We start from the raw sequence: 18,462 nt of genomic DNA, 5'->3' as shown, positions 1-18,462 counted from the left end.
GGCTCAGCCGTTCACATCAGCCCGCGCCTCACTTGCCGCGCTTGAAGCTGTTCCAGGTCTTGGTGATGACCCGCTGCACCGGCGGCTCGTTGGTGGTGACGATGAACAGCCGGTCGAACGTCTCCTTGTCCGGATAGATGGACGGATTGTTCAGGATGTCCTTGTCGATGAACTTCTGCGATTCCAGGTTGCCGTTGGCATAGGAAATGAAGTTGGAGTTCTTCGCCGCCACTTCCGGCCGCATCATGTAGTTGATGAAGACGAGGGCGTTGTCGATATTCTTCGCATCCTTGGGGATGGCGAAATTGTCGAACCACATGAGCGCGCCCTGCTTCGGGATCACGTAGGCCACGTTCACCGGCGGCTTCTTGGTCTTCTTCGCAGCCTCGGCGGCGCGGGTCTTGGCCTGGAAAATGTCACCCGACCAGCCCAGGGCCAGACAGATGTCGCCGCGCGCCAGGGCATTGATATAGCCCGAGGAATCGAACTTCTTGATATAGGGGCGAACCAACATGAGCAGTTCGCCGGCCTTGGCGATGTCGTCCGGGTTCTTCGAATTGGGATCAAGCCCCAGATACTTCATGGCGGAGGGGATCACCTCCTCCGGGCCATCGAGGAAATAGACGCCGCAATCCTTGAGCTTGGAGAGGATTTCCGGCTTGAACACGATGTCCCACGTATTCATGGGAATGTCGCCGAGCCGTTCCTTCACCTTGTCCACGTTGTAGCCGATGCCCGTGGTGCCCCACATGTAGTTGACGGCGTGGGCGTTGTCCGGGTCGTAGACGGCGAGGCGCTTGGTCACCTCGGGCCAAGCGTATTGCAGGTTCGGGATCTTCGACTTGTCGAGGGTCAGGAAGATGCCGGCCTTGATCTGGCGCTGCAGGAAGGAGCCGGACGGCACCACCACGTCGTAGCCGGTCTTGCCCGCGAGCAGCTTCGTCTCCAGCACCTCGTTGCTGTCGAAGACGTCGTAGCGAACCTTGATGCCGGTTTCCTTGGTGAAGTCCTCCAGCACCGTCGGGTCGATATAATCCGACCAGTTGAAGACGTTGAGCACCTTGTCCTGGGCCGAAGCCGCGCCAGCCCAACCCAGCGTGGCACACATGATTGCCGCTACGAAATGACGACGCATCCGCCGTTCTCCTCTGGAAAGGGGGTCATGTTTTGCAAGGTTGCCCTGAAGGTGCCCCCCTGCACCCAAGGCTATGTGGTTGGGCAGCACCCCTCAACAGGAAACGCGGTGCTTCACAGATACGTTTCGTACTCCAATGGAAGGATGACCTTGCGGAAAGCCGCAAGCTCGTCCCGCTTCATGGCTGCATAGATGCGCCGGTAGTCCACGCCGAAGGTTCGGGCGATGAAATCGGAGGCAGCAAAGCGCTCCACTGCTACCTCCATGTCTGGAGACAGGGGCTCGCCGATCTGCTCGTAGGCGTTGCCCTCCAGCGGCGGCGGTGGCTCGATGCCCCGCTCCAGCCCGTCCAACATGCCGGCGAGGATGGCCGCGAGCACGAGATGGGGATGGGCCTCCGCACCGGCGATGCGATGCTCCAGCCGGCGGGCGTGGCGCGGCCCGTTGGGCACGCGCACCGCCACCAGCCTGTTGTCGAAGCCCCAGCTCGCCGAGGTCGGCGCGTAGCTGCCCGGCACCAGCCGACGGTAGCCGTTGAAGCTCGGCACGAAGATCAGCGTCGCGTCGGCCATGCTGGCGAGCATGCCGCCGGCGGCGTGGCGCAGGGCTGTGTCCCCCACCCCATCCTCCCGGGCGAACAGGTTGCCGCCGCCCTGCTCCATCAGGCTCGCATGGACGTGCATGCCGTTGCCGGCGAAATCCGCCAGCGGCTTGGCCATGAAGGTGGCCTTCAGCCCATGGCGGCGCGCCACGCCGTCGATGAGCCGGCGCAGCAGCACCGCATCGTCGGCGGCGCCCAGCGCATCCACCTTGTGATAGAGATTGACCTCGAACTGGCCGGGAGCTGCCTCCGAGATCACGGTATCGGCCGGCAGGCCCTGCGTCACGCAGGCGGCGCGCATGTCGTGCAGGACCTCGGCGAAGGCGTCGAGGTCGGACATGGCATACATATTCTGCCGCGCCTGCCCGGTGGCCTGGAACACCGGCTCAGGCGGCGCGCCCGGCACGTCGGACGGCTTCAGCAGGTAGAATTCCAGCTCGAAGGCCACGCACGGCGAGAGCCCCCGCGCGGCGAAGCGGTCCACCACGGCGGCCAGTTGCTGGCGCGGATCAAGCTTCCACGGCCGGCCGCGGGGCGAGCCGTCGGGCTCATGCATGGTGATGAGCACCTGCGCGGTGTGGCGCGGGGCCCAGGGCACCGGCTTCAGGGTGCCCGGCACCGGCCAGCACAGGCCGTCCTTGTCGCCGGTCTCCATGTGGATTTCAGAGGCCTCCACCTCGCAGCCCCAGACATCAAGGCCGAAGATGGAGAGGGGGATCGCGACGCCGTCCTTCCAGATCTTGCCCATGGAATGGCCGGGAATCCACTTGCCCCGCAGCACCGCCGAGGTGTCGGGCAGGAGAACCTCCACGACCTCCGGCATGCCGAAAGCTGTCACATATTCCGCCGCCTCGTCCGTGACCCCGGGGGCCGCGGCATCGTCGGGTCGGCGGCCTGGAACCTGGACCTGCATGGCACTCCATTCAAAAAAACGACGATTTCCTGTTCATCCAAGCGCGAAGCTCGGGAACCTTCAAGCGCAACGATGATTATGCACCTGAAGCGGTACTGCGCGCAGGGGCCCTGGCAGCGGGGCACCTGTCAACGGAACGGAACGTGACCACCCGATGAGGACCATGACGAGACACTCGCCGGAGCCATTCTCACCGTCGCCCCCTGAAGACGCGATGGGCAGCGCCGCGCCATCCGGTGAGAATGCGCCATGGCGCTGGTGATGCCTGGTACGTCCGGGCATGAAAATCCCGCCCGCGACATCCCCAGCCGTGAGAAGGCTCCCGCAGGCGACGTGTCCCGCGCTCCAGCCGGCCGGCTGCGCCTGCCCGGCCCCACGCTGCTGCTCGTCCTCGGATTTGCGGTGCTCGCGTCCATCAGCGCCATGTCGATCACGCTGGTGTACCGCGCGCAGGATGATGCGGACAGCGTGACCCATACCTTGCGCGTGATGAATGCCATCTCGCAATTGCAGGTCATGGTCCGGCGGGCGGAAAGCGCCGAGCGGGGCTTTCTCATCACCGGCGGTGACGGCTTCCTGCGCTTCTACGAGGAGTCCAAGGCCCGCGCCCTGCCGAGCCTCGACGAGATCGGCGCCCTGACGCAGGACAACCCCGCCCAGCAGGCCCGCGTCGCCGAGGCGCGGCCGCTTCTCGATAGCCGGTTTGCGTCTTTCGAGCGCGCCATCGCCTTGCGCCAGAGCGGTGACGTGGAGGCCGCGCAGGCGGATCTGAAAGCCGACCGCAGCGAAGGCGCCATGAGCCGCCTCGGCACGCTTCTCATCGACATGAAGGCGGCCGAGACCCAATTGCTGGACAGCCGTGCCATAGCCTCACGACACAGCGCCGGCTGGCTGACCGCCGTGAGCGCCGGCGGTTTTGCCGTGGTGCTCGCCCTCGGCGGCCTCGCGCTCTATCTCAACCGGCGCACCATCGCTGCGCTGGAGGAGGCCCAGCAGGAGCTGGAGACCGTCAACGCCGGCCTTGAGCAAAGGGTGGCCGCGCGCACCGCCGACCTGAAGGAAGCCAACGACGAGATTCAGCGCTTCGCCTACATTGTCAGCCATGACCTGCGCTCGCCGCTCGTGAACATCATGGGCTTCACGAGCGAGATCGAGACCATGCGAACGGAGCTGTTCCAGCGCCTTGGCCGGCTCCGCGAGACGGCGGGCGAAGCGCGGGAAGCGGATGCCGAGATGGCGGCCGATTTCGAGGAGGCGCTGGGCTTCATCAAGACCTCCATCACGCGCATGGATCGCCTGATCAACGCCATCCTCGCCTTGTCGCGGGAGGGGCGGAAGGAATTCATGCCCGTGGACGTGGACGTGGGGGAGTTGATCGCCAACATCGCCGGCTCCATGGCCCACCAGACGAACGAGGTGGGCGCAGTGATCCGCGCGGGGCAGCTTCCGGTAATCCATTCCGACCGCCTCGCACTGGAGCAGATTTTCACCAACCTCCTCGACAACGCCCTGAAATACCTGCGCGACGGCGTGCCCGGGGTGATCGAGGTGAGCGCCGTGAACACCCCCGGCTTCATCACCTTCGTGGTCAAGGACAACGGGCGCGGCATCGATCCCAAGGATCGCGGCCGGGTGTTCGAGCTGTTCCGCCGCTCCGGCCGCCAGGATCGACCGGGCGAAGGCATCGGCCTTGCCCATGTGCGGGCGCTGGTGCGACGCATGGGCGGGCTGATCTCCCTCGATTCCACCCTCGGCGAGGGCTCGACCCTCAAGGTCACGCTGCCGCGCCGCCTGCCCATAGACAACGGACACAAGGACACATGACTGAACACGTCACCATTGTGATGGTCGAGGACGACGAGGGCCACGCGCGCCTCATCGAGAAGAACATCCGCCGCGCCGGGGTGCGCAACGACATCCTCCCCTTCACCGATGGTACCAGCGCGGTGCAGTTCCTGTTCGGCGCCGACGGCACCGGGCGCGACCATATCGGCCGGGCGCTGCTGGTGCTGCTCGACCTGAACCTGCCGGACATGACCGGTGTGGAGATCCTCGCCCGCATCAAGCAGAACGAGCATCTCAAGCGCTCGCCCGTGGTGGTGCTGACCACCACCGACGACAAGGTGGAAATCCAGCGCTGCTATGATCTCGGCGCCAATGTGTATGTGACCAAGCCGGTGAATTACGAGAATTTCGCCAACGCCATCCGCCAGCTCGGGTTGTTCTTCTCCGTCATCCAGGTTCCGGAGACAGACTGATGGATGGCTCGGTTCCCGAACCCTCCGCCCCGCTCCAGGACGGCACATCCGCCTCGCCGCTGCCGCTGCGCGTCCTCTATGTGGATGACGATCCGGCGCTCGGGCGCCTGGTGCAGCGCCAGCTGGGGCGGCTCGGGTTCGAGGTGGTGCTGGCGGGCTCGGGGGAAGAGGGGCTGGCCCTGGTGGCGGCCGAACGCTTCGACGTGGTGGCCCTCGACCACTACATGCCGGGCCAGGACGGCATCGCCACCTTGCGCGCCATCCGGGCGCTCGATCACACCCCGCCCGTGGTCTACGTCACCGGCGCCCAGGACGGCCGCCTTGCGGTGGCGGCGCTGAAGGCCGGGGCGGCCGACTATGTGGTGAAGGAGGTGCAGGCTGATTTCATCGAGCTGTTGCGCGCCGCCTTCGTGGCGGCGGTGGAGCAGGTGCGCATGCGCCGCGCCCACGAGGCGGCGGAAGCGGAGATCCGCGCCGCCCGCGACCGCTTCGAGGCGCTGGCCGCCGAGCGCGCTCTGCTCTTGCGCGAGATGAACCACCGGGTGGGCAATTCGTTGCAGATCATCGTGTCGCTGCTGAACGTCCAAGCCAGCGCCACCGAGGACGGGCGGGTGAAGGAGGCGCTGAACTCCGCCCGCAACCGCGTCTCGGCCGTGGCCCAGGTGCATCGCCGGCTCTACACCTCCGACCAGATCGCCACCGTCGCCCTCGACCAATATATCGGTTCGCTGCTGGATGACCTGCAGGTGTCGGCCCATCGGGACCACGGCGGCATCACCATCACCCTGGATGCGGACCCCATCCATATCGATCCCGACCGCGCCGTGGCGGTGGGCATCATCGCCACGGAACTGGTGATCAATGCCCTGAAATACGCCTATCCCGGCGGTGAAGGCGCGGTGCGGGTGGCGCTGAAGCGGCAGGGCGAGCGCATCGACTTCACGGTGGAGGACGACGGGGCGGGCATGGCGGCCCCGAAAGCCGTGGAGACTGGCGCGGTTCCGTCCACCGGGCTCGGCACCCGCATCGTGCGGGCCATGTCCACCAAGCTCGGCTGCGAGCCCACTTTGGATGCGCGGGCGACGGGTACCTGCGTGCGGCTCACCTTCCGCCTCGCCGAGCGTACCTGACGGGACCGCCGGGCGGATTTCAGACCATCGGCACCGGTCTTCGACCGATGCCGATTGGGTGCGCTCAAGTACCGCGCGAGCTTGATCAATGGCCTCAGATGCGCGGAACGATGATGAGCCGCTCCACCGGCTTCCCGCCGAGGAGGTGGGAGGTGACGATCTCGTCGATGTCTTCCGGGGACTTGGGCGTGTACCAGATGCCCTGCGGGTAAACGACCATGATGGGGCCGGCCTGGCAGAAGCTGAGGCAGCCCGAGGAGGTCATGGCGATGTCGCGACGGCCCGACGCCTCGAGCTTCTTGGCGAGACGGTCCCACAGGGGGGCCGCGCCATTGGCCCCGCACGAGCCGCGCGGATGCTGCGGCGGCCGCTGGGTGAAGCAGCAGAACACGTGGTGCGTATAAACCTGCGGGATATCGAGGACTTCGCTTTCGGCAGCTTCAGACATGACGGCTCACGGCTCGGTGGGGCTGGTCTGGAGCCATTCAAAATGTGTGCCGGAGCTGCAAAAACCTGAAAAGTCTAGCCTTGCCAATATATTGGCACAACGTGCCCTTGCCCTCGCGCGGGTGCGCGCGCCGGCCAAAGCCGACAAGGGCGGGAAAGCGACACAGGAGAGCGCCGCCCTCCCCCCAAGCGGGAGTGGCGTAGGGCTGGCGCCTCCCCATTCGTCACCCTCCGGCTTGACCGGAGGGTCTGTCTCGCCGCTTTGCAAGCGCCCGCCGCGGTGTCCCGGCCGGGCCATGGGCCGTCCGGTCTAGCCGGACGGCGACGGTGCGCTATTGTCTTAAGGCGCCGGCCCCTCATGCGGGACGCTCACCGGGGCTGGGCCCGCCGCACCTCGCGACAGGGCGTCCACCCGGCACCACGTGGCTTTAAGCCCGCTCGCTCACTCTCCCCGCTCACTTGCCGGTAAAGAGCGAATCCAGCTTGCCGCCGGAGGCGAAGTGCTCGGCCTGGAGCTTCTGCCAGCCGCCGAACACGTCCTCCACCTTCACGAGACGCACCGGCGGGAACTGGCCCTTGAACTCATCGGCCACCTTGGGATCCACCACCCGGTGGAAGGCCTTGGCGGCGATGGTCTGGCCGGCGGGGGAATACAGGAATTCGAGATAGGCCGTGGCCGAGGCGCGGGAGCCGCGCTTGTCCACCACCTTGTCCACCACCGCCACCGGGAACTCGGCGAGCAGGCTCACCGAGGGCACCACCGTCTCCAGCTTGCGATCGGGATAGAGGCCCTCGATGGTGCGGGTCTCGGCCTCGAAGGTCACCAGCACGTCGCCGGTATCGCGCTCCACGAAGGTGGTGGTGGCGGCGCGGCCGCCGGTGTCGAACACGGGCACGTTGGCGAGCAGCTTCTTCACGAAGGCGTCGGCCTTGGCGGCGTCGCCCTTGAACTGCTCCAGCGCGAAGGCATAGGCGGCCAGATAGGTATAGCGCGCATTGCCCGAGGTCTTCGGGTTGGGGAAGATGACCTTCACGTCGTCCCGAACCAGGTCCGACCAATCCTTGATGCCCTTCGGGTTGCCAGCGCGCACCAGGAAGGCGGGGAAGGAATAATAGGGCGAGGCGGCGTTGGGGAACTTCGCCTGCCAGTCCTTGGCCACGAAGCCGGCCTTGGCCAGCGTATCCACGTCGATCACCTGGTTGAAGGTGACCACGTCCGCCTCCAGGCCCTCCAGGATGGCGCGGGCCTGGCGCGAGGAGCCGGCATGGCTCTGGTTCACGGTCAGCTCCTGCCCGGTCTTGCTCTTCCAGAAGGGGATGAAATCGTTGTTCACCGCGGTGAACAGCTCGCGGGAGATGTCGTAGGAGACGTTGAGCAGCGTGTTCGGCCCCTGCTGGGCCGGACCCTGCTGGGCAAAGGCCGGCAGGGTGCCGAGGGGCGCCACGGCGGCGCCGGCAAGCGCGAAAGCAAGAACGGCGCGGCGGCTGATCATGAGGCTTCTCCCATCCACATTTCACATTAGATGAAATGTATAATTCACATGAACCATGCATAGCATGTGAATTACGGGATGTGAACCGCCCCTGGGGCAGGCCCATGCCACTGTGGAGGATGGGGAGGGCAGCGCCCTCTCGGGGCGCGCCCTTCCCCGTCACAGACCGAGTTGCGCCATGCCGGCCTCGGGATAGCGCGTGCCGGCCACCGCCTCGGGCGCGAACAGGGCGTCGAGGCTGGCGATCTCATCCGCCGCCAGGCGAATCGTGGTCGCCGCCGCGTTCTCCTCCAGATACTTGAGGCGCCGGGTGCCGGGGATGGGGACCACGTGCTCCTGCTTGCCGAGGATCCAGGCCAAGGCGATCTGGGCGCTAGTGGCGCCCTTGGCCGCCGCGAAATCCTTGAGCGCCTCGGTGAGCTTGAGGTTCTGCGCCAGCGCCGCCCCGGTGAAGCGGGGATTGGCGCGACGGAAATCATCCGGCGCGAGGCTGTCGGGGCTGGTCACCGTCCCCGTGAGGAAAGAGCGCCCGAGCGGGCTGTAGGCGACGAAGGCGACGCCCAGCTCGCGGCAGGCGTCCAGCATCCCGGCCTCCGGATCCCGGCTCCAGAGCGAATATTCGATCTGCACCGCGCTGATGGGATGCACCGCATGAGCGCGCCGCAGCGTCTCCACCGAGCATTCCGACAGCCCGAGGAAACGCACCTTGCCGGCCTCGACCAGCCCCTTCATGGCGCCCACCGTCTCCTCGATGGGGGTCCTAGGGTCCACGCGGTGCTGGTAATAGAGGTCGATGGTGTCGATGCCGAGCCGCTGAAGGCTGGCATCGCAGGCGGACCGCACATAGTCCGGCGTGCCGGAAACGCCGAGGCGCTCGCCGTTGGGTCCGCGCACATTGCCGAACTTGGTGGCGAGGATCACCTTCTCGCGCCGGCCCTTGAGGAAGCGCCCGAGCAGGCGCTCATTGTGGCCGACGCCGTACATGTCTGCGGTATCGAAGAAATTTATGCCCAGATCGAGGGCGGCTGCTAGGGTTGCCAGCGACTGTTCGTCGTCGCTGGGGCCGTAGAATTCGGACATGCCCATGCAGCCGAGGCCGATGGCGGACACGGACAAACCCGAGCGACCGAGAGGACGGTGGTCCATGGGGGACCTCATGAAGATGAGAGGGATCGCAAACGGCGCGACGTGCGCTGGCCGTGAATGTAAACTACACTGTACCGTTTACACTTGTCAATGAGCCGCAACCCTGCGTCGCTCAAGCCTGCCCTGTTGAAACCTGTCCCGTCCAAGCCGGTTCCGCCCATGTCTTCATCAGCGTCGCCGCCCCCTGCCCCCGAGGCTCCCCCGCCTGCCGCCGACACCGCGACCAGGCCGCGCCGCGATACGCGCGGCACCACCGCTCGCATCCGCGCGGCGGCGCGCCGCCTGTTTCTGGAAAAGGGCTACGAGGGGACCTCCATGGACGCTGTGGCCGCCGCCGCGCCGGTGTCCAAGCGCACGCTCTACCAGCACTTTCCCGGCAAGGCCGACCTGTTCGGCGCGGTGATCGACGAGGCCTGGTCCCACTTCACCCGTGCGCCGCTCATCCCCAGCGAAGCCACGGGCGACCCGCGCGCCGTGCTGCGGGCCTATGTGGCCCGGCTGACCGAGCACTGGGCGCGGCCCGACGTGATCCCGCTGCTTCGCCTCGTCATCGCCGAGGCGCCACGCTTTCCCGAGCTGTCCAAGGCCTATTTCGCGGCCGGCAAGGAGCCGGCGGTGAAGGGGCTCGCCGCCTATCTCGCCGCCCTCGTCGCCGAGGGCCGGCTGCCGACGGGGCGCGATCCGCAGCTCATGGCGGCGCAGTTTCTCGGCGCCATCAAGGAGCCCCTGTTCTGGCCGCGCGTGCTCGGCGTGCCGGTGGCGTTCGATGCGACTGAAGCGGTGGAGCGGGCCATCGACGGGGTGCTGGGACAGGCTTAGGCATCCTAATACCACTTCGACAGGCCTTCCCTTGCTCCTTCAGGCGCCGGCTGCTAAGAGCCGCGCCATCCGCGGACGCCGCGGCATCCCATTCCACCAGCAACAGACAGGACGGTCCCCCATGGCGATCGAGCGCACCTTCTCGATCATCAAGCCCGACGCCACGCGTCGGAACCTCACCGGCGCCGTGAATGCCGTCATCGAGACCGCTGGCCTGCGCATCGTCGCCCAGAAGCGCATCCTGATGACCAAGGCCCAGGCCGAGACCTTCTACGCCGTGCATAGCGCGCGTCCCTTCTTCGGCGACCTCGTGTCCTTCATGACCTCGGGCCCGGTGGTGGTGCAGGTCCTCGAAGCCGAGAACGCCGTCGCCAAGTATCGCGAAGTGATGGGCGCCACCAACCCGGCCAATGCGGCCGAGGGCACCATCCGCAAGCTGTTCGCCGAGTCCATCGAGGCGAACTCCGCCCACGGCTCCGACAGCGTCGAGAACGCGGCGGTGGAAATCGCCCAGTTCTTCGCCGGCAACGAAATCGTCGGCTGAACGTTCAGGCTCCGGCGATGCCTCGGCATCTCCGGCCCCCTGAAGCGGTAACAGGCGGGAATGACGCAGCGCGCCATCGAATGATGCGCTGCGTCATCCGGTTTTACTTGAGACCGGACCTAAGGACAGGTTAGCGTAACGTCAAAATCCATAATACGGCGCACAAGACGCAGAATACCACCCGCAGAACGCGGGGGAACCAAAAGGCCCGGGGTGGGTAAAATGTCGCTCGATTCACCAATGCCGTGGCTCGTGCTGCTTCAGATCCTATGGAACACCGTGCGCCTGTCGGGCTCGGGAATGGTCGCGCTGGCGTCGCGCTCGGCTGCCGGTGTGGCGGCCTTGGGCCGGCAGCGGCAATCCGGGGGCCTTCGCGGCCCCTTTTTCTTGACCCCACAATGACGTAACGTCATTTTAAAAGTTTGCCTCGACTTCCGCTCAGGAATGGGACACGCACCCGTGTTGCGGCGCGTGGGGGCCTGCCGCGCAGCATGGAGCAGATGATGGATTTTACCGCGCCCACCTTCTGGGTCTCGCTTCTGCAGATCATCTGGATTGATCTGCTGCTGTCCGGCGACAATGCGGTCGTCATTGCGCTGGCCTGCCGGTCGCTGCCGCCTGCGCAACGCAAATGGGGCATCCTTTTGGGCGCAGGCGCGGCCGTGGCGCTGCGCATCCTGTTCGCCCTCGCCGTCACCGTGCTGCTCGGCGTGCCCTTCCTGAAGGTGGTGGGCGGCCTGCTGCTGTTCTGGATCGCCATCAAGCTGGTCACCGACAATGACGGCGACAGCCACGAGGTGGCCGCCTCCGACAGCCTGTGGAAGGCGGTGCGCACCATCGCCATCGCCGACGCGGTCATGAGCCTCGACAATGTGGTGGCCATCGCCGCCGCCGCGCGCGGCCACTGGGAATTGTTCGTGTTCGGGCTGCTGCTGACCATCCCGCTCATCGTGTTCGGCTCGCAGCTGCTGCTGCGGCTGCTCACCCGCTTCCCCATCCTGATCTGGGCCGGTGCGGCGCTGCTGGGCTGGATCGCCGGCGAGATGCTGGTGGGCGACGTGATGTCCCTCAACGCCCTCCAGCAGATCGACCCCTCGCTGGTGAAAGTGGATGACCACGGCATGCATCCGGCGGCACTGCCCCATTATGTGGCGAGCGTCATCGGCGCGGTGGTGGTGGTGGCCACGGGCTACATCCTGCGCAACCGGGCACGTGCCACGGCGGAAGCCGGGCACGGCGCCTGACGCCGACACAGAAGCCGACTTGAAAAGGGGGGCGACGGCGACCGTCCCCCCCTTTATTCTGCGCCCATGAACGTGCATGCCCCGAACACGGCGCGCGCCACCGACCGTCCCGTCGCGACGCGCGCCTCCGTCTGCCCCCACGATTGCCCTTCCACCTGCTCCCTGGAGGTGGATGTGATGCCCGACGGCCGCATCGGCCGCGTGCGCGGGGCCAAGGCGCAGAGCTACACCGCAGGCGTCATCTGCGCGAAGGTGGCCCGCTATGCGGAGCGGGCGAACCATGCGGATCGCCTCACCCATCCGCTGATGCGCACCGGGCCCAAGGGCTCGGGCCAGTTCTCCCGCATCTCCTGGGACGAGGCCCTCGACCGCATCGCCGATCGCCTGCTGGAGGCGGAGCGTACGCACGGCGCCCAATCGGTCTGGCCCTATTATTATGCTGGCACCATGGGTCTGGTGATGCGCGACGGCATCAACCGGCTCACCCATGCCAAGGGCTATTCGCGCTTCTTCGCCACCATCTGCGTGAACCCGGCCTGGAGCGGCTACATGGCGGGCGCCGGGCGCATCGCCGGCGTGGACCCGCGCGAGATGGCGGCCTCCGACCTCATCACCCTGTGGGGCACCAATGCGGTGTCCACCCAGGTCAATGTGATGACCCACGCCATGCGCGCCCGCAAGGACCGCGGGGCGAAGGTGGCGGTGGTGGATGTCTATCGCACCCCCACCATGGAGCAGGCGGACATTCCGCTCCTCATCCGGCCCGGCACCGATGGGGCGCTGGCCTGCGCGGTCATGCACGTGCTGTTCCGCGACGGCCACGCCGACCGCGCCTATCTCGACCGCTACGCCCGCGACAGCGCCGCGCTGGAAGAGCACCTGAAAACCCGCGCGCCGGAGTGGGCCGCCCCCATCTGCGGGCTCGCGGTGGAGGAGATCGAGGCCTATGCGCGTCTCGTGGGCACCACGCCTCGCGCCTTCTTCCGCATCGGCTACGGCTTCTCCCGCTCCCGCAACGGGGCGCTGAACATGCATGCGGTGGCCTCCATACCCGTGGTGGCGGGCTCATGGCAGCATGAGGGCGGCGGGGCGCTGCATTCCCTGTCGGGCACCTATGGCTGGCGCAAGAAGATGATCGAAGGGCTGGACAAGCTCGATCCCAGAACCCGCCAGCTCGACCAGTCCCGCATCGGCCCCATCCTGATGGGGGAGGAGGATGCGCTGGCCGGCGGCGGCCCGGTCAAGGCCCTGTTCATCCAGAACACAAATCCGGTGGCCATCGCCCCGGAACAGGACAAGGTGCGGGCGGGCTTCCTGCGCGAAGATCTGTTCGTAGCCGTGCACGAGCAGTTCATGACCGACACGGCGCAGATGGCGGACATCGTGCTGCCCGCCACCATGTTCACCGAGCATGAAGACCTCTACCAGGCGGGCGGGCACCCCCACATCCAGCTCGGGCCGAAGCTGGTGGAGCCGCCGGGCGAGTGCCGCTCCAACCATGAGGTGATCGCCGCCCTGGCGCAGCGACTGGGCGCGGAGCACCCCGGCTTCGCCATGAGCCCGCGCGACCTCATCGACTGGACCCTGCGCGAGAGCGGCCGCGCGCCCGTCGACGAACTGGAGAAGGCGCGCTTCATCGAGGTGGCGCAGAGCTTCGAGGATGCGCACTTCCTCAATGGCTTCGGCCACCGCGACAAGCGCTTCCACTTCGCCGTGGACTGGGCCAACCTCGGCTTTCCGGCCCCAGCCAAGTTCGGCCCGGTGGCGGACATGCCGTCCCTGCCCGACCACTGGGCGGTGATCGAGGAGGCGACGCCCGAGCACCCGTTTCGCCTGGTGACCGCGCCGGCGCGCAATTTCCTCAATTCCTCCTTCACCGAGACCCCCACCTCCGTGGCGCGGGAGGGAGAGCCTTCCCTGCTGATCCATCCGGAGGACGCGGCGGCGCTGGGCATCGTCACCGGCGACTTCGTGGCGGTGGAAAACCCGCGCGGGCGCGTGGTGCTGAAGGCGCGCCTGTTCGACGGCGTACTGCGGGGGGTGGTGGTGTCGGAGCAGATCCAGCCGGCACGGGCCCACCGCGAGGGCCGCGGCATCAACACGCTGACGGGCGCCGATCCGGTGGCCCCGGTGGGCGGCGCGGCATTCCACGACAACCGGGTGCGGGTGGAGAAGCTGGAGGACTGACTTCGAACAGCCCCTCTCCGCTCTCGGAGAGGGGGCGCCTCACACCGCCGGCACCACCAGCGGAGCAAGACCGCCCTTGGCGCCTTCGATGGCGACCCGCTCGTCCACGACCGTCAGCCGGCCGGCGGCCAGGAGTTCCAGGCCCTTGGGGTAGATGATGTGTTCCTGCTCCAGCACCCGGTCTGCGAGCACATCCGGCGTGTCGCCGGGCTCGATGGGGACCACGGCTTGCAGGATGATCGGCCCCTCATCCATCTCCGCGCGCACGAAATGCACGGTGCAGCCGTGCACCCGCACCCCCGCCTCAAGCGCCCGCTCATGGGTGTGCAGGCCCTTGAAGCTCGGCAGGAGCGAGGGGTGCACGTTGATCATGCGGTTGCGCCAGCGCTCCACCAGCCACGGGGTGAGCAGGCGCATGAAGCCGGCGAGGCAGACGATCTCGATGCCCTCCGCCTTCAGGTGCGCATCCAGCGCCGCATCGAAGGCGAGGCGGTCGGAATAGCCCTTGTGGGAGAGCACCAGGGTCGGGACACCATGCGCCTTGGCAAACTCCAGCCCGGCCGCATCGGCGCGGTTGGAGAGCACCAAAGCGATCTCGGCGGGAAAATCCTCCTGCTCGGCCGCGCTCACCAGGGCCGCCATGTTCGAGCCCCGGCCGGAAATGAGGACCGCGGTGCGGCGCGGCGCCTCGCTCGACCCTGCGCTCACGACGCGAATCCGAAATGGGTGGAGCCCTCGTATGCGACGTGGGGAGCGCCCTCGCCGGGCTCGATGACGCCGAGGCGGATGACGCATTCGCCGGCATCGGCGAAGGCATCGGCCACGGTCTCCTCGTCCTCGGCCGGCACCACCACGGCCATGCCGACGCCGCAGTTGAAGGCGCGCAGCATCTCCTCCGGCGCCACGGCGCCCACGGTGGCGAGCCAGCGGAACACCGGCGGCACCATGAGGTTGGTGAGGTCGATGCGGGCCAGCGTGCCCTTGGGCAGCACCCGCGGCAAATTCTCGGTGATGCCGCCGCCGGTGATGTGGGCCAGCGCCTTCACGGAGCCGGTGGAACGGATCACCGACAGCACGCTCTTCACATAGAGCCGGGTGGGGGTGAGCAGGGCCGCGCCCAGCGTCTGGCCCGCCTCGAACGGCGCGGGGTCGGACCAGGCGAGGCCCGAGCGCTCGACCACGCGGCGCACCAGCGAATAGCCGTTGGAATGCACCCCGGCGGAGGCGAGGCCCAGGATCACGTCGCCCGGCCCCACGTCCTTGCGGGGCAGCAGGTCGCCACGTTCCACCGCGCCAAGGGAGAAGCCGGCGAGGTCGTAATCGCCATCCTTGTACATGCCCGGCATCTCGGCGGTCTCGCCGCCGATGAGGGCGCAGCCGGCGTCCTTGCAGGCCCGGGCGATGCCGGCGACGATATGGGCACCCACTTCCGGCGCCAGCCGGCCGGTGGCGAAATAGTCAAGGAACAGCAGCGGCTCGGCGCCCTGCACCACCAGGTCGTTCACGCACATGGCGACAAGGTCGATGCCGATGGTGTCGTGCACGCCGGTGTCGATGGCGATCTTGAGCTTGGTGCCCACGCCATCCGTGGTGGCGATGAGGAGGGGATCGGCAAAGCCGGCCGCCTTCAGGTCGAACACCCCGCCGAATCCGCCGATGTCCGCGTCGGCGCCGGGGCGCGCCGTGGCCTTCACCAACGGCTTGATGAGATCGACCAGGCGGTTGCCCGCATCGATGTCCACGCCCGCGTCGCGGTAGGAAAGTCCGTCCTGAGCCATGAGGTCCTCGTATCTGGCGCGGGGCTTAGCTTTGAATGCGGGGCAAAGCAAGGCAGGGCGCGCAACGGGACCATGCGCGCCGGGTCATGCCCCCGGTTTTCACCCCCTGATCACACCCCCGGCCGGCAGGCCTTCACCATATCCGCCACCGCCTCCACGTCCTCCCGGTACGGCAGGGTGCGGCGCCAGACCAGGCCGATGGTGCGCGCGGGCACGGGATCGGGAAACGGCAGCAGGCGGATCCCCTCCATCCGGCCGCCCTCCGCACGCACGAACAGGTCCGGCAGCAGGGTGATGCCCTGCCCGTTCGCCACCAGCTGCGCCAGGGTGGCGAGGCTGGAGGCGCCGAAGCGGCGCAATTGCCGCGCATCCGCCTTGTGGCAGACGTTCAGCGCCTGGTCGCGCAGGCAATGGCCGTCCTCCAGCAGCAGCAGGTCGGCGGCGAGGATGCTGTCGGCGGAGGCCTGCGGCCCCGGGAAGTCGGCCGACGCCTCCGGCACCGCAAGAACGAAGCGATCCTCGAACAGGGCCATGGCGTCGAGCGCAGGATGCTCCACCGGCAGGCTCAAGATGACGAGGTCGAGGTCGCCCTGGACGAGTTCCGCCACCAGATGCTCGGTCTGGCTCTCCCGCAGCGCGATTTCGAGGCCCGGATAGCGCCGCGCCATCTCCGGCAGCAGGCGCGGTAGCAGGTAGGGGGCGATAGAGGCGATGACCCCGAGCCGCAGCCGGCCCTCCAGCAGGCGGCCGCTGTCGCGGATGGTGCGTTCCATGTCGGCCAGCGCTGCGAGCACGCCCCGGGCGCGGGCGGCGGCCTCTTCCCCCACCGGGGTAAGGCGTACCCCGCCGCGCCCCCGCTCCAAAAGGCGCACGCCGAGCATCTCCTCCATCTCGCGGATCTGCATGGACAAGGCCGGCTGGGTCACCGCGCAGTCTTCCGCCGCCCGGCCAAAATGGCGATGCCGGGCAATGGCATCGAAATAGCGCAGTTGACGGGTGGAGAGCATATGATCAGATTATCTGATCGATTTTTGAACGCAATCTGATTTGTAGTCAGTCCAGGAGGCGCCCATTCTGCGCTCGTGATTTTCGCCCTCCGGGCCTTTTCAGGGAGCCCATTCATGACGCGACCCACACTCACCACCACGGCCGGCAACCCCATCGCCGACAACCAGAATTCGCTGACCGCCGGCGAGCGCGGCCCGGTGCTGATGCAGGACTACCAGCTGCTTGAGAAGCTGGCGCACCAGAACCGCGAGCGCATCCCAGAGCGCGTGGTGCATGCCAAGGGCTGGGGCGCCCACGGCACCCTCACCATCACCGGCGACATCTCGAAATACACCAAGGCGGCGGCGCTCCAGCCCGGCGCGCAGACCCCCATGATCGCCCGCTTCTCCACCGTGGCCGGCGAGCTGGGCGCGGCGGATGCCGAGCGCGACGTGCGCGGCTTCGCCCTCAAATTCTATACGCCGGAGGGCAACTGGGACCTGGTGGGCAACAACACTCCGGTGTTCTTCGTCCGCGACCCCTACAAGTTCCCGGACTTCATCCACACCCAGAAGCGGCACCCCAAGACCAACCTGCGCTCGCCCACCGCCATGTGGGACTTCTGGTCCCTGTCGCCGGAGAGCCTGCATCAGGTCACCATCCTGTTCTCCGACCGCGGCCTGCCCGTGGGCGTGCGGAACATGAACGGCTATGGCTCGCACACCTATTCCTTCATCAACGCGGCCGGCGAGCGGTTCTGGGTGAAGTTCCACTTCAAGACACTGCAGGGCCACAAGCACTGGACCAACCACGAGGCCACCGAAGTGGTGGGCCGCACCCGCGAATCCACGCAGGAGGACCTGTTCGGCGCCATCGAGGCCGGCGACTTTCCCAAATGGAAGGTGCAGGTCCAGATCATGCCGGAGCTGGATGCGGAGAAGACCTCCTACAATCCGTTCGACCTCACCAAGGTGTGGCCCCACGGCGAGTATCCCCCCATCGACATCGGCGTGATGGAGCTGAACCGCAATCCGGAGAATTATTTCGCGGAGATCGAGCAGGCGGCCTTCTCGCCGTCCAACATCGTGCCCGGCATCTCGTTCTCGCCGGACAAGATGCTGCAGGCCCGCATCTTCTCTTACGCGGATGCGCACCGCCACCGCATCGGCACCCATTACGAGCACCTGCCGGTGAACGCCCCCAAGTGCCCCGTCCACCATTATCACAAGGACGGCGCCATGCGGTTCTTCCCGCAGCTGACGGGCAGCACCGACGCCTATTACGAGCCCAACTCGTTCAGCGGCGCGAAGGAGGATGCCAAATACGCCGAGCCGCCGCTCAAGATCTCCGGCGATGCCGAGCGCTACAACCACCGCATCGGCAATGACGACTTTTCCCAGCCGCGAGCGTTGTTCGAGCTGTTCGACGCCGGCCAGCGGGCGCGCCTGTTCTCCAACCTTGCGGCGGGCATGTATGGCATCCCGCAGGAGATCGCGGACCGGCAGATCGCGCTGTTTGCGCAGGTCCACCCGGAATACGGGGCGGGGGTGCGCGCGGCGCTCGAGCACGAAACCCGCCAGAAGGCGGCCGAGACCGCCCAGCAGCAGAAGAATCCGTCGGGTCCCGTCGCCGCCGAGTGAGCGGCCGGAAAGGTGCGGGGGAGGTCGGGTGGTTCGCGCCGCCCGGCGTCCGGAAGGGGATGGGCTCCGGCCCATCCCCTTTTTACTTTGTGGATGCCCCGCGCGGATTGAGTGGCACTACGCTCAGGCGCCGCGCGGGC

The 18,462-nt window shown here is 67.2% G+C and carries 16 protein-coding genes; 8 read left to right on the top strand and 8 right to left on the bottom strand.

From position 1 onward, the window contains the following. Positions 1–28: 28 nt before the first annotated feature. Positions 29–1,135 carry a polyamine ABC transporter substrate-binding protein gene (locus FBQ73_RS15720; RefSeq protein ID WP_138400420.1) on the bottom strand — a complete coding sequence of 369 codons (1,107 nt, stop codon included), beginning with the start codon at positions 1,133–1,135 and terminating at the stop codon, positions 29–31. Positions 1,136–1,248: 113 nt separating this feature from the next. After that, the gene (locus FBQ73_RS15715) at positions 1,249–2,649 is read right to left on the bottom strand and encodes a glutamine synthetase family protein (RefSeq protein WP_138400419.1); all 1,401 of its coding nucleotides are present in this window, start codon (positions 2,647–2,649) and stop codon (positions 1,249–1,251) included. A gap of 249 nt (positions 2,650–2,898) precedes the next feature. Here FBQ73_RS15715 and FBQ73_RS15710 point away from each other — a divergent pair, with 249 nt between their 5' ends. Genes FBQ73_RS15710 through FBQ73_RS15700 form a run of 3 tightly spaced genes read left to right on the top strand, consistent with a single transcriptional unit; the run spans position 2,899 to position 6,037 of the window. Beyond that, a complete protein-coding gene (locus FBQ73_RS15710; RefSeq protein WP_246089725.1) occupies positions 2,899–4,473 on the top strand; it encodes a sensor histidine kinase in 1,575 nt (524 codons plus the stop codon). Continuing rightward, entirely contained in the window at positions 4,470–4,907 is a 438-nt protein-coding gene (locus FBQ73_RS15705; protein ID WP_138400417.1) for a response regulator, read from the top strand. The genes FBQ73_RS15710 and FBQ73_RS15705 overlap by 4 nt, the downstream gene beginning before the upstream one ends. After that, on the top strand, positions 4,907–6,037 hold the full coding sequence (locus tag FBQ73_RS15700; protein WP_138400416.1) for a response regulator: 1,131 nt from the start codon (positions 4,907–4,909) through the stop codon (positions 6,035–6,037). The genes FBQ73_RS15705 and FBQ73_RS15700 overlap by 1 nt, the downstream gene beginning before the upstream one ends. A gap of 94 nt (positions 6,038–6,131) precedes the next feature. Here the strand turns inward: FBQ73_RS15700 and FBQ73_RS15695 are convergent, their stop codons facing one another. From FBQ73_RS15695 to FBQ73_RS15685, 3 genes are all read right to left on the bottom strand, one after another. After that, positions 6,132–6,485, bottom strand: a complete 354-nt coding sequence (locus FBQ73_RS15695) for a (2Fe-2S) ferredoxin domain-containing protein (protein WP_138400415.1) — start codon at positions 6,483–6,485, stop codon at positions 6,132–6,134. A gap of 454 nt (positions 6,486–6,939) precedes the next feature. Continuing rightward, on the bottom strand, positions 6,940–7,977 hold the full coding sequence (locus FBQ73_RS15690; protein WP_138400414.1) for a sulfate ABC transporter substrate-binding protein: 1,038 nt from the start codon (positions 7,975–7,977) through the stop codon (positions 6,940–6,942). Between the two features lie 159 nt (positions 7,978–8,136). Then, positions 8,137–9,123: an aldo/keto reductase gene (locus tag FBQ73_RS15685; protein WP_138400413.1), complete on the bottom strand. Its 987-nt coding sequence runs from the start codon at positions 9,121–9,123 to the stop codon at positions 8,137–8,139. A gap of 159 nt (positions 9,124–9,282) precedes the next feature. On the opposite strand from FBQ73_RS15685, the gene FBQ73_RS15680 reads away from it, so the two are divergent. The 4 genes from FBQ73_RS15680 (at position 9,283) to FBQ73_RS15665 (ending at position 13,917) form a co-directional block, all read left to right on the top strand. After that, complete coding sequence (locus FBQ73_RS15680; protein ID WP_170218921.1) at positions 9,283–9,942, top strand: TetR/AcrR family transcriptional regulator; 660 nt, start codon at positions 9,283–9,285, stop codon at positions 9,940–9,942. Between the two features lie 121 nt (positions 9,943–10,063). Beyond that, on the top strand, positions 10,064–10,486 hold the full coding sequence (ndk, locus tag FBQ73_RS15675; protein ID WP_138400411.1) for a nucleoside-diphosphate kinase: 423 nt from the start codon (positions 10,064–10,066) through the stop codon (positions 10,484–10,486). A 503-nt stretch (positions 10,487–10,989) separates the two neighbouring features. After that, a complete protein-coding gene (locus FBQ73_RS15670) occupies positions 10,990–11,730 on the top strand; it encodes a TerC family protein (RefSeq protein WP_138400482.1) in 741 nt (246 codons plus the stop codon). A 66-nt stretch (positions 11,731–11,796) separates the two neighbouring features. Next, a complete protein-coding gene (locus FBQ73_RS15665) occupies positions 11,797–13,917 on the top strand; it encodes a molybdopterin-containing oxidoreductase family protein (RefSeq protein WP_138400410.1) in 2,121 nt (706 codons plus the stop codon). A gap of 39 nt (positions 13,918–13,956) precedes the next feature. On the opposite strand, the gene purN is transcribed toward FBQ73_RS15665, so the two are convergent. The 3 genes from purN to FBQ73_RS15650 all read right to left on the bottom strand — a co-directional run bounded on the left by purN (position 13,957) and on the right by FBQ73_RS15650 (position 16,702). Further along, positions 13,957–14,625 carry a phosphoribosylglycinamide formyltransferase gene (purN, locus tag FBQ73_RS15660; RefSeq protein ID WP_138400409.1) on the bottom strand — a complete coding sequence of 223 codons (669 nt, stop codon included), beginning with the start codon at positions 14,623–14,625 and terminating at the stop codon, positions 13,957–13,959. After that, on the bottom strand, positions 14,622–15,695 hold the full coding sequence (gene purM, locus FBQ73_RS15655) for a phosphoribosylformylglycinamidine cyclo-ligase (protein WP_138400408.1): 1,074 nt from the start codon (positions 15,693–15,695) through the stop codon (positions 14,622–14,624). Before purM ends, purN begins: the two co-directional genes overlap by 4 nt. A gap of 110 nt (positions 15,696–15,805) precedes the next feature. Further along, complete coding sequence (locus FBQ73_RS15650) at positions 15,806–16,702, bottom strand: hydrogen peroxide-inducible genes activator (protein ID WP_138400407.1); 897 nt, start codon at positions 16,700–16,702, stop codon at positions 15,806–15,808. A 114-nt stretch (positions 16,703–16,816) separates the two neighbouring features. Here FBQ73_RS15650 and FBQ73_RS15645 point away from each other — a divergent pair, with 114 nt between their 5' ends. After that, entirely contained in the window at positions 16,817–18,322 is a 1,506-nt protein-coding gene (locus tag FBQ73_RS15645; protein ID WP_138400406.1) for a catalase, read from the top strand. Positions 18,323–18,462 lie beyond the last annotated feature (140 nt).

The sequence above is a fragment of the Xanthobacter autotrophicus genome (assembly GCF_005871085.1).
GTDB lineage: Bacteria > Pseudomonadota > Alphaproteobacteria > Rhizobiales > Xanthobacteraceae > Xanthobacter > Xanthobacter autotrophicus.
Note: the sequence above shows the minus strand (reverse complement) of the source record. Positions and strands in the feature narration are given on the sequence as shown.

Excerpts from the sequence above, each read along its gene's own strand:
- FBQ73_RS15720 (WP_138400420.1), bottom strand. The coding sequence starts at position 1,135 with ATGCGTCGTCATTTCGTAGCGGCAATCATGTGTGCCACGCTGGGTTGG.
- FBQ73_RS15715 (WP_138400419.1), bottom strand. The coding sequence starts at position 2,649 with ATGCAGGTCCAGGTTCCAGGCCGCCGACCCGACGATGCCGCGGCCCCC.
- FBQ73_RS15710 (WP_246089725.1), top strand. The coding sequence starts at position 2,899 with ATGGCGCTGGTGATGCCTGGTACGTCCGGGCATGAAAATCCCGCCCGC.
- FBQ73_RS15705 (WP_138400417.1), top strand. The coding sequence starts at position 4,470 with ATGACTGAACACGTCACCATTGTGATGGTCGAGGACGACGAGGGCCAC.
- FBQ73_RS15700 (WP_138400416.1), top strand. The coding sequence starts at position 4,907 with ATGGATGGCTCGGTTCCCGAACCCTCCGCCCCGCTCCAGGACGGCACA.
- FBQ73_RS15695 (WP_138400415.1), bottom strand. The coding sequence starts at position 6,485 with ATGTCTGAAGCTGCCGAAAGCGAAGTCCTCGATATCCCGCAGGTTTAT.
- FBQ73_RS15690 (WP_138400414.1), bottom strand. The coding sequence starts at position 7,977 with ATGATCAGCCGCCGCGCCGTTCTTGCTTTCGCGCTTGCCGGCGCCGCC.
- FBQ73_RS15685 (WP_138400413.1), bottom strand. The coding sequence starts at position 9,123 with ATGGACCACCGTCCTCTCGGTCGCTCGGGTTTGTCCGTGTCCGCCATC.
- FBQ73_RS15680 (WP_170218921.1), top strand. The coding sequence starts at position 9,283 with ATGTCTTCATCAGCGTCGCCGCCCCCTGCCCCCGAGGCTCCCCCGCCT.
- ndk (WP_138400411.1), top strand. The coding sequence starts at position 10,064 with ATGGCGATCGAGCGCACCTTCTCGATCATCAAGCCCGACGCCACGCGT.
- FBQ73_RS15670 (WP_138400482.1), top strand. The coding sequence starts at position 10,990 with ATGGATTTTACCGCGCCCACCTTCTGGGTCTCGCTTCTGCAGATCATC.
- FBQ73_RS15665 (WP_138400410.1), top strand. The coding sequence starts at position 11,797 with ATGAACGTGCATGCCCCGAACACGGCGCGCGCCACCGACCGTCCCGTC.
- purM (WP_138400408.1), bottom strand. The coding sequence starts at position 15,695 with ATGGCTCAGGACGGACTTTCCTACCGCGACGCGGGCGTGGACATCGAT.
- FBQ73_RS15650 (WP_138400407.1), bottom strand. The coding sequence starts at position 16,702 with ATGCTCTCCACCCGTCAACTGCGCTATTTCGATGCCATTGCCCGGCAT.
- FBQ73_RS15645 (WP_138400406.1), top strand. The coding sequence starts at position 16,817 with ATGACGCGACCCACACTCACCACCACGGCCGGCAACCCCATCGCCGAC.